A 13,800-nucleotide genomic window follows, 5' to 3' on the forward strand; every position below is an offset into this window, starting at 1 on the left:
ATTATGGTATTCTGTTACAAACCCTTCCTGGATGGAGGGAAATTGAGCCAATTCTGGACCTTTGCGGCCCCTTCCGCAAAGAAAAATAACTCCCACTCCCTGCACACGCAGCAAGCGAATGTAAATGGGACGTGACAATGTCGAAACAAGGAGCAATCCATGCAGGTCAGCAGAAGGCAGTTCTTTAAGATCTGCGCTGGCGGTATGGCAGGCACCACGGCAGCGGCACTGGGTTTTGCACCCAGCGTAGCGCTCGCGGAAACCCGGCAGTATAAACTGCTGCGCACCCGCGAAACCCGTAATACCTGCACCTATTGTTCCGTAGGCTGTGGGCTGTTGATGTACAGCCTCGGTGACGGAGCAAAAAACGCCAAAGCATCTATCTTCCATATCGAAGGCGATCCGGATCACCCGGTCAACCGCGGTGCACTTTGTCCGAAAGGCGCTGGCCTGGTGGATTTCATCCACTCCGAAAGCCGTCTGAAGTTTCCGGAATACCGTGCGCCAGGTTCTGATAAATGGCAGCAAATCAGTTGGGAAGAGGCGTTTGATCGCATCGCCAAACTGATGAAAGAAGACCGCGATGCTAACTACATTGCGCAAAACGCCGAAGGCGTGACTGTTAACCGCTGGCTCTCCACCGGGATGCTGTGTGCTTCCGCGTCGAGTAACGAAACCGGCTATTTAACGCAAAAATTCTCCCGCGCGCTGGGTATGCTCGCGGTCGACAACCAGGCGCGTGTCTGACACGGACCAACGGTAGCAAGTCTTGCTCCAACATTTGGTCGCGGTGCGATGACCAACCACTGGGTCGACATCAAGAACGCCAACCTCGTCGTGGTGATGGGCGGTAACGCCGCTGAAGCTCACCCGGTCGGGTTCCGCTGGGCGATGGAAGCCAAAATTCACAACGGCGCGAAGCTGATTGTGATCGATCCTCGCTTTACGCGTACGGCGGCGGTAGCTGACTACTATGCCCCTATTCGTTCCGGTACTGACATTGCTTTCCTGTCAGGCGTATTGCTGTACCTGCTGAACAATGAAAAATTCAACCGCGAATACACCGAAGCCTATACCAACGCCAGCCTGATAGTGCGTGAGGATTACGGCTTTGAAGATGGCCTGTTCACCGGCTACGACGCGGAAAAACGCAAGTACGATAAATCCTCCTGGACTTATGAACTGGACGAAAACGGCTTCGCCAAACGCGATACCACGCTGCAACATCCGCGCTGCGTGTGGAACTTGCTGAAACAGCACGTTTCCCGCTACACGCCAGATGTGGTTGAAAACATCTGTGGTACGCCAAAAGACGCGTTCCTGAAAGTCTGCGAATACATCGCAGAAACCAGTGCTCACGATAAAACTGCCTCGTTCCTGTATGCCCTCGGCTGGACGCAACACTCCGTTGGTGCGCAAAACATTCGTACGATGGCGATGATCCAGCTGCTGCTCGGCAATATGGGGATGGCCGGCGGCGGCGTTAACGCCCTGCGCGGTCACTCCAATATTCAGGGGCTGACGGACCTGGGGCTACTGTCGCAGAGTCTGCCAGGTTACATGACGCTGCCAAGCGAGAAGCAGACCGATCTGCAAACCTACCTTACCGCCAACACGCCAAAACCGCTGCTGGAAGGCCAGGTAAACTACTGGGGCAACTACCCGAAATTCTTCGTCTCTATGATGAAGGCCTTCTTTGGTGATAAAGCGACGGCGGAAAATAGCTGGGGCTTTGACTGGTTGCCGAAGTGGGATAAAGGCTACGACGTCCTGCAGTACTTCGAGATGATGAAAGAGGGCAAGGTCAATGGCTATATCTGCCAGGGCTTTAACCCTGTTGCCTCATTCCCGAACAAAAACAAAGTGATCGGTTGTCTGTCGAAACTGAAGTTCCTCGTCACCATCGACCCACTGAACACTGAAACCTCTAACTTCTGGCAGAACCACGGTGAGCTGAACGAAGTTGACTCGTCGAAGATCCAGACCGAAGTGTTCCGTCTGCCATCGACCTGCTTCGCAGAAGAGAACGGTTCAATCGTTAACTCAGGTCGCTGGTTGCAGTGGCACTGGAAAGGTGCGGACGCCCCGGGGATTGCGCTGACTGATGGCGAGATCCTCTCCGGTATCTTCCTGCGCTTGCGCAAGATGTATGCCGAACAGGGTGGCGCGAACCCGGACCAGGTGCTGAACATGACCTGGAACTACGCCATTCCGCATGAGCCGAAGTCGGAAGAAGTAGCGATGGAGAGCAACGGTAAGGCGCTGGCCGATATTACCGATCCGGCAACCGGTGCGGTTATCGTCAAGAAAGGCCAACAACTTAGCTCGTTCGCCCAATTGCGCGATGACGGTACAACCTCCTGTGGCTGCTGGATTTTCGCCGGTAGCTGGACGCCGGAAGGCAACCAGATGGCGCGTCGTGATAACGCCGATCCGTCTGGCCTCGGTAACACGCTGGGCTGGGCATGGGCATGGCCGCTTAACCGCCGCATTCTGTATAACCGCGCCTCCGCAGATCCGCAGGGTAACCCGTGGGATCCGAAGCGTCAGTTGCTGAAATGGGACGGCACTAAGTGGACCGGCTGGGATATTCCGGACTACAGCGCAGCGCCTCCGGGTAGCGGCGTCGGGCCGTTTATCATGCAGCAGGAAGGCATGGGGCGTCTGTTTGCCCTCGATAAGATGGCGGAAGGTCCGTTCCCGGAACACTACGAGCCGTTTGAAACGCCGCTGGGAACTAACCCGCTGCATCCAAACGTTATCTCGAACCCGGCTGCACGTATCTTTAAAGACGACGCCGAAGCATTGGGTAAAGCCGATAAGTTCCCGTATGTCGGAACCACCTATCGTCTGACCGAGCACTTCCACTACTGGACCAAACACGCGCTGTTGAACGCGATTTTGCAACCAGAGCAGTTTGTGGAAATCGGGGAGTCGCTGGCGAATAAACTTGGCATTGCCCAGGGCGATACCGTGAAAGTCTCCTCCAACCGTGGCTATATCAAAGCCAAAGCGGTGGTGACCAAACGTATTCGTACGCTGAAAGCGAACGGCAAAGATATCGATACCATCGGTATTCCGATTCACTGGGGTTATGAAGGCGTAGCTAAAAAAGGCTTTATTGCCAATACGTTAACGCCATTCGTTGGTGATGCGAACACGCAGACGCCGGAGTTTAAGTCCTTCCTTGTGAATGTGGAAAAGGTGTAACGGAGACGACATATGGCTTATCAATCTCAAGATATCATTCGTCGTTCCGCGACTAACGGTCTGACCCCCGCGCCTCAGGCGCGGGACTTCCAGGAAGAAGTGGCGAAACTCATCGACGTCACCACCTGTATCGGCTGTAAAGCCTGTCAGGTGGCGTGTTCAGAGTGGAACGACATTCGCGATACCGTCGGCAATAACATTGGGGTGTACGACAACCCCAATGATTTAAGCGCCAAATCGTGGACGGTAATGCGCTTCTCGGAAGTGGAGCAGAACGACAAACTGGAATGGCTGATCCGCAAAGACGGCTGTATGCACTGTTCCGATCCAGGCTGCCTGAAAGCGTGCCCGGCGGAAGGTGCAATTATTCAGTATGCCAACGGTATCGTCGACTTCCAGTCCGAGCAGTGCATTGGCTGCGGTTATTGCATTGCGGGCTGTCCGTTCGACATTCCGCGCCTCAACCCGGAAGACAACCGCGTCTACAAATGTACGCTGTGCGTTGACCGCGTGGTGGTTGGGCAAGAACCAGCCTGCGTGAAGACCTGCCCAACGGGCGCGATTCACTTCGGTACGAAAGAGTCGATGAAAACGCTGGCGAGCGAGCGCGTTGCTGAGCTGAAAACCCGCGGTTACGACAATGCGGGTCTGTACGATCCGGCAGGCGTCGGTGGTACACACGTCATGTACGTGCTGCACCATGCTGACAAGCCAAATCTGTATCATGGCTTGCCGGAGAACCCGGAAATCAGCGAAACCGTGAAATTCTGGAAAGGCATCTGGAAACCGCTCGCGGCTGTTGGCTTTGCGGCTACCTTTGCGGCCAGTATCTTCCACTACGTGGGTGTCGGTCCGAACCGTGCGGATGAGGAAGAGAATAATCTGCACGAAGAGAAAGACGAGGAGCGCAAATGAAACGACGTGACACCATCGTGCGCTACACCGCGCCGGAACGTATCAACCACTGGATCACCGCCTTCTGCTTCATCCTGGCGGCGGTGAGCGGGCTGGGCTTTTTGTTCCCGTCCTTCAACTGGTTGATGCAAATCATGGGCACACCGCAGCTGGCGCGAATTCTGCACCCGTTTGTCGGCGTGGTTATGTTTGCCTCGTTCATCATCATGTTTTTCCGTTACTGGCATCACAACCTAATCAATCGGGATGATATCTTTTGGGCGAAGAATATTCGTAAGATCGTCGTCAACGAGGAAGTAGGTGACACCGGGCGTTATAACTTCGGTCAGAAATGCGTTTTCTGGGCGGCGATTATTTTCCTGGTTCTGCTGCTGGTGAGCGGCGTGATTATCTGGCGTCCTTATTTTGCGCCTGCTTTCTCAATCCCGGTGATCCGATTCGCGTTAATGCTGCATTCATTTGCCGCAGTGGCGTTAATTGTGGTTATCATGGTGCATATCTACGCCGCCCTTTGGGTGAAAGGCACGATTACCGCCATGGTGGAAGGATGGGTTACCAGCGCCTGGGCGAAGAAACATCACCCGCGCTGGTACCGTGAGGTCCGCAAGACAACGGAAAAGAAAGCTGAATGAGTATTCGCATAATCCCGCAAGATGAGCTGGGTTCGAGCGAGAAACGTACGGCGGATATGATTCCGCCGTTATTGTTCCCTCGGCTCAAGAATTTATACAACCGCCGCGCCGAGCGTCTGCGCGAGCTGGCAGAAAATAATCCGCTGGGTGATTACCTGCGCTTTGCTGCGCTTATCGCCCACGCCCAGGAAGTGGTGCTGTACGACCATCCGCTGGAGATGGATCTGACCGCGCGCATTAAAGAAGCCAGCGCACAGGGCAAGCCCCCGCTGGATATTCACGTTCTGCCGCGTGATAAGCACTGGCAAAAGCTGCTGATGGCGCTGATTGCTGAGCTGAAACCTGAAATGAGCGGCCCGGCGCTGGCAGTGATTGAGAATCTGGAGAAGGCATCGACTCAGGAGCTGGAAGATATGGCCAGCGCACTGTTTGCCTCTGATTTCTCATCCGTCAGCAGCGATAAAGCGCCGTTTATCTGGGCTGCACTGTCGCTCTACTGGGCGCAGATGGCCAATCTGATCCCCGGCAAAGCCCGCGCTGAATACGGCGAGCAACGTCAATATTGCCCGGTTTGTGGTTCTATGCCGGTGTCCAGCATGGTGCAAATTGGCACCACTCAGGGTCTGCGTTACCTGCACTGCAACCTGTGTGAAACCGAATGGCACGTAGTGCGCGTAAAATGCAGCAACTGCGAGCAGAGCGGCAAACTGCATTACTGGTCGCTGGATGACGAACAGGCCGCGATTAAAGCCGAAAGCTGCGATGACTGTGGCACTTACCTGAAGATTCTTTATCAGGAAAAAGAACCGAAAGTTGAAGCCGTGGCAGATGACCTCGCTTCTCTGGTACTGGACGCGCGAATGGAGCAAGAAGGCTATGCCCGCAGTTCCATCAACCCGTTCCTGTTTCCGGGTGAAGGGGAGTAATCTCTGACGTTTTCCGGGTGGCGCTGGTCGCCCGGATTACAGCTCATAGGGTGTGACGACACCATCTCTCGTATTCCGCGTTACCCATTCAAGATCATGCCGCAATTGTCTGTTTGCCTCGTTCTTCCCTCCAACACATCGATAAGGTTATGGGTATGTCACTGATGACAAGCGTATGATTGCCTGATGCGCTGCGCTTATCAGCCCTACCAATAAACTTCAATATATTGAATTTGCATGACTTTGTAGGCCGGATAAGGCGTTCACGCCGCATCCGGCATGAACAACGCGCACGTTGTCAGCAATCTGATTGACATCATTTTTTCCCATTACCATTCCTCGCGCAGCTTACGCTGATATTCGACACCATCTTCCTCACACCCTTGCCAGATGCCAGGAACACTGGTTCTTGCTGTTTGCGATTGATTTATCAGGTATTGATCTACCGCTTCCCTTAATAGGTCCGCACGAGGAAGATTACGCTGCACCTCGAGATCATCAAGTTGCTTAATCACCTCATTCGATAAATCGAGTAAAATTCTGCCCATATCTATACCTGCCAGAGAGTTCATAAATATCTCGCCAATATCATTTTTGAATCTATGGAGAGAAAAGTACCCTTGCCGAATCTTTAAAGAAAGCTCATTTACGCATCATTTTTTATTTTTGCGAGGCGTTTTCCAGATACGATGTAACAGTTGCAGTTATTATAAGTTCAAGTAAAACAGCCTTGTATTAATACCAGAATAAGGGCATCTGTTTTTTTATATTCAAGAATGAAAAATTTTTTTCATTCCTTATGCTCCTTACACTGATCATCAACACCAACTGTCTCACCCCTTTGCCTGCCTCTCTTTGCTTTACGCACCGGAAATTGCTGCCGCTCCAGATATTGCTCAACCGCTTCGCGTAAAATTGCAGATCGTGAAACCTTACGCCAGCCCCGAAGCTTGTTCAGCCGTTTAATTGCCTCTTCTGATAAATGAAGAAAAACCGTATTCATCGCCATTACCACCACCTTACATATATTACTCATTAATGTATGTGCGAAAATTACGCCGGAAAATCATTTAAAAAAAGCGGATTTTTGCATGTTGTTTTGTTTTTGCGAGGTGTTTTCCAGAAATAATAAGAGTGTTGCAGTTGTTTCATTTATTACTCAAAAATGGTTTAGTTATCGCCCAGGATGAGTTATGGATGCTATGAATATATTATATTCAGGGATGTTTATTTTTTGATTGGATCTTTATTTGCATAATCTGAATGGTGTACCCGAAAAATGTCAGCATCCTAACAGCACCCGGATTTAAGGTGAAATTAATCATCCATCACAGACCGGTCAGTACTGCCACCAACCGGTCTTTACTTGTTCATCGTTATAATTTTGTTGGTAACAGTTCGGGAAACAAGGAATTCCTTCCGGAACCCCCCGGTATCATCCGATAGCATTGACGTCAATCATCAGCGCGACGATGAGTTTTTTTAATCGCATCATAGGGTGGCGACGTTCAGCACGATTACGGGTCATAGCAAAACTCCTGGGCAGGCGACCACTATGCCGCTTTCACAGGAGTTCTGAATGCTAGTGCTTTCTGTATGGCATAACCATGCCTCTAACGGTTAAGTGCTTGCAGCACATGTTGCGGATCATTGGCAATCGCTCGCAGCAAAGCCTTTGCAGGCCCGGTCGGTGAACGTCGCCCCTGCTCCCAGTTACGCAACGTGTCTACGCTTACAGAAATAAGATCGGCAAATTTAGATTGTGACAACCCTGAAGCGCGGCGTATTTCTTTGATTTTCATAGCATCAACTTCAAAAGTCCGCGAAGGCTGTCGCGTTCCTTCAATAATTTCATTCATCTGGGCCATGCTGTGAGTCAACCGCTCAAAAAGTGCCTTATCCATTTACCACCTCGTATTTAACAACCGGAGCATTGCTTTTTCCTGGGGAGACAGATCATCTTTAATACCCTTACGATAAATAAGCAGTAATCTGATCTCATAATGTTTAACCTGATGAAAGTAAATAACCCTGACACCAGCACGTTTCCCCTTTCCTCCTGAAACCCATCGAACCTTTCTTAACCCACCAGTTTCAGGTATTACCTCACCATAGTCAGGATTCAAGGCCAGGAAAAACTGAAAACGACTGAATTCATCGTCGGTCAGCAGTTTTTGAACATCTTCAGTAAAAATTTCCGTTTCGATGAAGAGCATAATTATACGCCATTGGCTTAGAGTAACAATCCTTTTTGTACGTCATTGACGTACCCTTGAAACCACTAGCTTACTGATAGTGCTCCAGCAAAACCACGTCTCTGCCGGGTTTGTCTTTAGATTTGCGAGGCGCTTTCCAGATTTTTCACGCCCGTGAATTTCCCTGTATCCATCCAGCAAAAACGGGTGTATAAGACTGTACATTCATACAGCAAAATAAGTTCTACTATGGCACTGGAAAAAGGAATTGCAGAGTTAGTCGAAAAGTTTATCGCTGCGGGTCGCCCCTCATCGCGTCAACAAAGTATTGCGCAGCGCAGGGAGGGCTATATCGCCAGCGCTGTCCTTGCGGGTGAGACAGAAACGCGGGTAGATATTCAGACTATCGAACTTGAAGGGATGACCTTACGAATAGTGTCGCCGCTGAATGCCCCGACATTACTCCCGACGATAATTTATTACTACGGTGGCTGTTTTGTTAGCGGCGGGTTCGCAACTCACGACAACCAGCTGCGCCAGTTAGCCTATTACGGGCAATGTCGGGTTATTGCCGTCCAGTATCGGCTGGCACCGGAACATACTTTCCCCGCCGCCCATGATGATGCGCAACGAGGTGCAGAAATAGTCTGGCAACACGCCGAACGACTCGGCGTTGATAAACAACGTATAACTCTTGCCGGTGACAGTGCGGGCGGACATCTGGCGCTGGTAACTGCTTTGCGATTAAAGCGTGCTGGCGAGTGGCAACCGGCACAACTCATCTTAATTTATCCTATGCTTGATGCGACTGCGCATTTCGAAAGCTACATACGCAATGGTCACGATTACATCATCACACGCGACACTTTACTGAGCGGCTTTGAGATGTATCTGCCAGGCATTGAACGCAGGCATCCTGAAGCCAGCCCTCTTTGGCGCGATGATTTCAATGGCTTGCCACCTGTACATATCATTACCGCTGAATACGACCCACTTTGCGATGAAGGTGAAGCGTTGTATCACCGCATGACAGGGCAAGGAGTGCAATGCACCTGCCAACGCTACCTTGGCGTTATCCACGGATTTTTTCAGTTAGGTGGTATCAGCGAGGCCGCGCGATCGGCACTACGGGATGTTGCCTGGAGAGCGGGAAGGTAACTTCGGACCTGGGCCCTGAAAAGGTTTTCAGATTGAAAACCTTTTCAGTCAAGTAAAACGCCCCTACTCTTCTTCGTTCCCGCCCTCTTCATACGGGCCAAATGGCTTCGCGGGCAGAACGATATACGTGCCTTCAAACACTGCACCCGGCGTCTCGTCGCCAAAGATTTCAACTTGCATCTGCACCCGTGCTTTTCGTCCGCGCGCCAGACGGTCGAGATCGCCGCTTAAGGCACCAAGGTCGGCTACCGCATGAGGTTTACCGCTAATCGGCTTGCTGTAGCGGATATGCGCATCCGCCAGAATAATCGTTCCGCCGAGATGGCGTTCGCGCAGCATCAGCCAGATAAGCCCCCAACCGGTGAGCGTCGCCAGCGAGAATAAACTCCCGGCAAACAGCGTATGGTGCGGATTCTGATTGCCGGTTTCCGGCATGGTGGTGATAAATTTTTGCCCGGTATATTGTTGAATACGCACGCCCATTTTTTCACTAAGCGGGATATGTTCGTACCACGCCTGTTGCAGCTGCGCGCACCAGTCGCCGCGATGCAAAATATCATCCAGAGTGGCGACGGGCTTAATCATCAAAAAATGGCGAATCGGCGTGGTGGTTGGCGTGGTGATTTCTCCCTGATTAACAAACCCCAGCTTGGCGAAAAACTCCACCGCGTCTTCACGGGCGCTACAGGTCACGCGCTTAACGCCTTCCTGACGCGCCACCGACTCCAGGGTCATCGCCATCAGCGTTCCTAACCCTTTGTCCTGCACGTCCGGGTGAACGGCCATAAAGCGAATGGACGCTTCATTGTCGGCATTAATATACAGTCGGCCTACCGCCACCAGATTACCCTGCTCGTCGACGACCATCTGGTGATGCGCCATCGCATCCCACGCGTCGCGTTCCGAACCTTTTGGTTGATGCAGGGGCTTACGCAACATTTCCCAGCGAAACTGATAGTAACGCTCTAATTCTTCTTCTGTTTGTGGAACCCGAAGGTGATACATAGCGATACTCTCTCTTGTTTCCCGTGACAACCCTGGAAGCTGGCTCATACCTGCAACCAGAATGTCACGGGGCCATCATTGACCAGCGATACCTGCATATCGGCAGCGAAGCGTCCTGTTTGCGTGTTCATCTCTTGCTGACGGCAGCGTTCGACGAAATAGTCATATAACGCCTCTGCGCGATCCGGTGATGCACCTTTGGAGAAACTTGGGCGCATCCCCCGTTCGGTATCTGCGGCGAGGGTAAACTGGGAAACCACCAGCACACTGCCGCCCGCCTGTTGCACGTTGAGGTTCATCTTGCCTTCGGCATCGCTAAAGATGCGGTAGCCGAGCACACGCTCGCACAGACGGTTTGCTTTCTGTTCGTCGTCATCCTTTTCGACACCCAATAACACCAAAAGTCCCGCGCCAATTTCGCCCGTCACTTCTCCCTCCACGGTGACGCTGGCACGGGTTACGCGTTGAATTAATGCAATCATGGTTCGTCGTCTTCTTCTTGTTCAGCTGCTTGTTTTAGTTTGCGGTATTCCCCGAGAGTGACAGTAATTTCCGCGCCAAGCAAGACGATACACCATGTCCAGTAGACCCAAACAAAGAGAATGGGGATCACCGCCAACACGCCGTAAATGAGCTGATATGACGGAAACATGGTGATATAAAGCGCGAAACCTTTCTTTCCTGCTTCGAACAGGAGCGCGGCGACAAACGCGCCGACAATCGCGTCGCGGTTAGGTACGCGGATGGTAGGAACAATGCTGTACAGCAACCAGAAGGAGATCCACGACAACAGCAGCGGAAAAATACGCAGCACGTTATCGATGACAGTATTGAGATCGCTCGCCCAGCGCAGGGAGAGCAAATAGGAACTGATCGCCAGACTGGCCCCTGCCAGCAGCGGCCCCAGCGTTAAAATCATCCAGTACACGGCGAACGAGTAAATTTTTGGTCGCGCTCGTTTACTGCGCCAGATGGTATTCAACGCGCTATCGATGGAGTACATCAGCAATAACGCGGTGACGATCAGCCCGCACGCCCCAACGGCGGTCATCTTGTTGGAATTGGCAACAAATTGTTCGATATACCGCTGAATAACATCGCCAGTAGCAGGCAGAAAGTTGGCAAAAATAAAGTGACGTAACTGAATGCTGACGTCGGAAAACATGGGAAAAGCGGCGAAAAGCGCAAAAACAACGGCAACCAGCGGCACTAATGAGAGCAACGACACATAGGCAAGGTTACCTGCCAGGGTTGTCATGTTGTCCTCATCAATGCGTTGCCAGAGTAGTTTTAGCCAGGCCCATAGTGGACGGGTACGGTGCCTGGCTTTGTCCTGAATGGTTTTTAGCATAACACCTTCGCGAAATAGTCCGGGATGGTGGTTTTATCTTTCACCAGAATACTGGTAATGCCCAGCTGATTGGCTCCTTCTATATTATCGGCGTTATCGTCGAAAAAGACCGTATCGCTGGGTGAAAAACCTTCCGCCTGCAAAACATGCTGGTAAATTCGTGCTTCAGGTTTGCGCATCCCCAGATCTTGCGACAGATAGATATGGTCAGCAGCATCACGAATTTCCGGGTATTCTTCCGGCCAGAAGGTGGTATGCAGGCGGTTGGTATTGGAAAGCACCACCACGCGATGCCCCTGCTCACGCAGTTTATGCATGATGGCGATCACTTCCGGGCGCAGCGCAACAAACACCGCCTGCCAGCCGTGAGAGAACTGCTCGTAGCTTAGCGGTAGAGCCATCTCATGACACAGCGCCTCTGCGAACGCTTCGTCGCTAATTTCCCCACGCTCATGCTGATGAAACGCCTCCCCCATATGAAAACTCTTCTTAAGCGATGCCAGCGGAATACGCGTTAAATCGCTCCAGGCTCCCAGCACACGGTTAAAGTCGATATCGACAATCACATTACCTAAATCAAAGATATAGAGCATTTTTGCCTCCTTTCGCGCCACAAGAAATTAACTGTAGCGGGAAAGGATGGGTTTGGCTATGTGGCAAGGTATGAAGCCAGGTTAACGGTCACAAAAATCTACGCGTCTTCCTGGGGAAGAATGATTTCAATTTGGCTGTCTTGTAAGCGTGATTTTAGCGCAGCGGGCGGCAGCTCGTCGGTAAAGAGCGCAGTGACCTGTGCCACGTTACCAATTTCAACCGCCGCCGAAGCATGATACTTAGTGTGATCGGCGACCAGCAGAATATTTCTCGCGTGCGCCATCATCGTTTTCACCACGTTAGCTTCGTTTACATCAAACTCCATCAACGCGCCATCGCTCTCAATCGCCCCAACGCTTGTTACCAGATAATCAGCACGAAAATCAGCCACAAAGGACGCCGCTGAAGGGCCAATGATCCCGCTATTATGAGAGCGCAACGTACCGCCGGGCACCATCACTTCAAAGCGCGGGTTGTGGTAAAGAATATGCGCCACACGCAGGCTGTTGGTGATTATCCGCAAATGATTATGGTTAAGTAACGCCCGGGCAACATGCTCAACAGTCGTACCAATGGTGATAAATATTGTTGAACCATCAGGAATATAGTCTGCCACCGCTTCGGCAATCGCTTTTTTTTCCTCGGTTTGCGAAACCTCACGCTGCTCGAACGCCGTATTAACGACGCTGGAAGCCCGACCCGCGCCACCGTGATGGCGCGTAATCAGGCCTTGCTCGCTTAATTTACGAATATCCCGGCGGACCGTCTGCGTGGAGACATCCAGCAGATTTGCCAGCTCATCAATATTCATATACCCACGCTCGGCGATCAGCATGAGGAGTTGGTCGTGCCGCGGGTTACCGGTTAGTTCGGTAAGGCTCATGAAAATTCCTCGAAAAACCATCACCCTGGCATTTTATACAAAAAGTGACAAAAAAGATCGGGTTTGATCACAGTCAGGGATCCCGGCTCGTCCACCGGGACGTGTGCATTTTAACGCCGCTACACCGCTGGCGAAGCGGACTGACTCCGCTAAATCCCCACTTGTTGCCAGCGCCACCGCCAAAGCGCCGTGAAAAACATCACCCGCACCTGTGGTATCTACCACATCAACTTTGAAGGCCGGTTGATGCTGACGCCCACCATTTTCCAGCCAGTCGCAGCCTGCGCTACCCTGGGTCACATAGACATGACCATTTGTGAGCGTTTGTGCCTGTTTTAGCGCACTGGCCATCTCTTTCACGCCCGTTAAGCGCGCCAGACCCGGTTCTGAAAAGGCCGCGTGATCGCTTAATGCCACCAGCTCACTGATATCCTGCGGCGTAATGTCCCCGTCCAGAACGGTCATCACACCCGCCTGACGGGCCAGGGTGAAGGCTTTTTTAGCGCCGTCGTGCCAGCGTACATCTGCCAGCACAACATCCCACTGAGAGAAATCAATTTCCTCCAACCACTCTGCGTCAGGCAGCAGATCCGGGCTGGGGTAGTTAATGATTATCCGCTCGCCTTTGGTATCCACCATGATGGCGGATTGCGAAGATTTCGCCTGGTTATACCGTTTGGTGTAACGGGTGTTAACGCCCCAGGATTCCAGCTCTGCCAGCAGGCTGTTGCCCGTGTCGTCATCACCTACGCGACCAATAAAATCGACCTGCGCCCCCAGCCTTGCCGCCGCAACCGCTGCCGTCGCCGCTGGCCCGCCACCAACTTCCGTATAATTTCTCGCCACGTATTTACCGCTCTCCGTCGGTAACCCTTCCACGTAATAGATGCGATCCATCACGGTTATACCTACACAAGCAACACGAATCATG

The 13,800-nt window shown here is 52.0% G+C and carries 15 protein-coding genes; 5 read left to right on the top strand and 10 right to left on the bottom strand.

The features are described from left to right. Window positions 1-159 precede the first annotated feature (159 nt). From fdnG to fdhE, 4 genes are read left to right on the top strand one after another with little or no spacing between them, the layout of a single operon-like run. The gene (fdnG, locus tag FTE26_RS04165; RefSeq protein WP_011310337.1) at window positions 160-3,210 is read left to right on the top strand and encodes a formate dehydrogenase-N subunit alpha; all 3,051 of its coding nucleotides are present in this window, start codon (window positions 160-162) and stop codon (window positions 3,208-3,210) included. A 12-nt stretch (window positions 3,211-3,222) separates the two neighbouring features. After that, window positions 3,223-4,125 carry a formate dehydrogenase O subunit beta gene (fdoH, locus tag FTE26_RS04170; RefSeq protein ID WP_000331377.1) on the top strand — a complete coding sequence of 301 codons (903 nt, stop codon included), beginning with the start codon at window positions 3,223-3,225 and terminating at the stop codon, window positions 4,123-4,125. Further along, window positions 4,122-4,757 (top strand): formate dehydrogenase cytochrome b556 subunit, encoded by a 636-nt coding sequence (gene fdoI, locus FTE26_RS04175; protein WP_000829013.1) that lies wholly within the window; start codon window positions 4,122-4,124, stop codon window positions 4,755-4,757. The genes fdoH and fdoI overlap by 4 nt, the downstream gene beginning before the upstream one ends. Next, window positions 4,754-5,683 carry a formate dehydrogenase accessory protein FdhE gene (gene fdhE, locus FTE26_RS04180; RefSeq protein ID WP_000027708.1) on the top strand — a complete coding sequence of 310 codons (930 nt, stop codon included), beginning with the start codon at window positions 4,754-4,756 and terminating at the stop codon, window positions 5,681-5,683. The genes fdoI and fdhE overlap by 4 nt, the downstream gene beginning before the upstream one ends. A gap of 329 nt (window positions 5,684-6,012) precedes the next feature. Here the strand turns inward: fdhE and yiiF are convergent, their stop codons facing one another. The 4 genes from yiiF to FTE26_RS04200 all read right to left on the bottom strand — a co-directional run bounded on the left by yiiF (window position 6,013) and on the right by FTE26_RS04200 (window position 7,899). Next, the gene (gene yiiF / locus FTE26_RS04185) at window positions 6,013-6,255 is read right to left on the bottom strand and encodes a protein YiiF (protein WP_001086388.1); all 243 of its coding nucleotides are present in this window, start codon (window positions 6,253-6,255) and stop codon (window positions 6,013-6,015) included. 218 nt (window positions 6,256-6,473) lie between these two features. Further along, window positions 6,474-6,692 (bottom strand): CopG family transcriptional regulator, encoded by a 219-nt coding sequence (locus FTE26_RS04190; protein ID WP_001297075.1) that lies wholly within the window; start codon window positions 6,690-6,692, stop codon window positions 6,474-6,476. 604 nt (window positions 6,693-7,296) lie between these two features. Beyond that, entirely contained in the window at window positions 7,297-7,587 is a 291-nt protein-coding gene (gene nadS, locus FTE26_RS04195; protein ID WP_000356397.1) for a NadS family protein, read from the bottom strand. Continuing rightward, window positions 7,588-7,899 (bottom strand): hypothetical protein, encoded by a 312-nt coding sequence (locus tag FTE26_RS04200; RefSeq protein ID WP_000897305.1) that lies wholly within the window; start codon window positions 7,897-7,899, stop codon window positions 7,588-7,590. It abuts the gene before it with no gap. Window positions 7,900-8,127: 228 nt separating this feature from the next. On the opposite strand from FTE26_RS04200, the gene FTE26_RS04205 reads away from it, so the two are divergent. After that, on the top strand, window positions 8,128-9,036 hold the full coding sequence (locus FTE26_RS04205; RefSeq protein WP_001162704.1) for an alpha/beta hydrolase: 909 nt from the start codon (window positions 8,128-8,130) through the stop codon (window positions 9,034-9,036). A 63-nt stretch (window positions 9,037-9,099) separates the two neighbouring features. Here the strand turns inward: FTE26_RS04205 and fabY are convergent, their stop codons facing one another. From fabY to yihV, 6 genes are all read right to left on the bottom strand, one after another. Continuing rightward, window positions 9,100-10,041, bottom strand: a complete 942-nt coding sequence (fabY, locus tag FTE26_RS04210) for a fatty acid biosynthesis protein FabY (RefSeq protein ID WP_001297068.1) — start codon at window positions 10,039-10,041, stop codon at window positions 9,100-9,102. 44 nt (window positions 10,042-10,085) lie between these two features. Continuing rightward, complete coding sequence (gene dtd / locus FTE26_RS04215; protein WP_000560983.1) at window positions 10,086-10,523, bottom strand: D-aminoacyl-tRNA deacylase; 438 nt, start codon at window positions 10,521-10,523, stop codon at window positions 10,086-10,088. Continuing rightward, entirely contained in the window at window positions 10,520-11,392 is an 873-nt protein-coding gene (locus FTE26_RS04220; RefSeq protein WP_000920762.1) for a virulence factor BrkB family protein, read from the bottom strand. Before FTE26_RS04220 ends, dtd begins: the two co-directional genes overlap by 4 nt. Beyond that, the gene (yihX, locus tag FTE26_RS04225; RefSeq protein WP_001295269.1) at window positions 11,386-11,985 is read right to left on the bottom strand and encodes a glucose-1-phosphatase; all 600 of its coding nucleotides are present in this window, start codon (window positions 11,983-11,985) and stop codon (window positions 11,386-11,388) included. The genes FTE26_RS04220 and yihX overlap by 7 nt, the downstream gene beginning before the upstream one ends. A gap of 98 nt (window positions 11,986-12,083) precedes the next feature. After that, window positions 12,084-12,869: a DeoR/GlpR family DNA-binding transcription regulator gene (locus tag FTE26_RS04230; protein WP_000059678.1), complete on the bottom strand. Its 786-nt coding sequence runs from the start codon at window positions 12,867-12,869 to the stop codon at window positions 12,084-12,086. Between the two features lie 33 nt (window positions 12,870-12,902). Continuing rightward, complete coding sequence (yihV, locus tag FTE26_RS04235) at window positions 12,903-13,799, bottom strand: sulfofructose kinase (RefSeq protein ID WP_000621656.1); 897 nt, start codon at window positions 13,797-13,799, stop codon at window positions 12,903-12,905. Window position 13,800 lies beyond the last annotated feature (1 nt).

Origin of the sequence: Escherichia sp. S10b, assembly GCF_028421345.1 — a bacterium.
In the GTDB taxonomy this organism is placed as follows: Bacteria; Pseudomonadota; Gammaproteobacteria; order Enterobacterales; family Enterobacteriaceae; genus ECMA0423.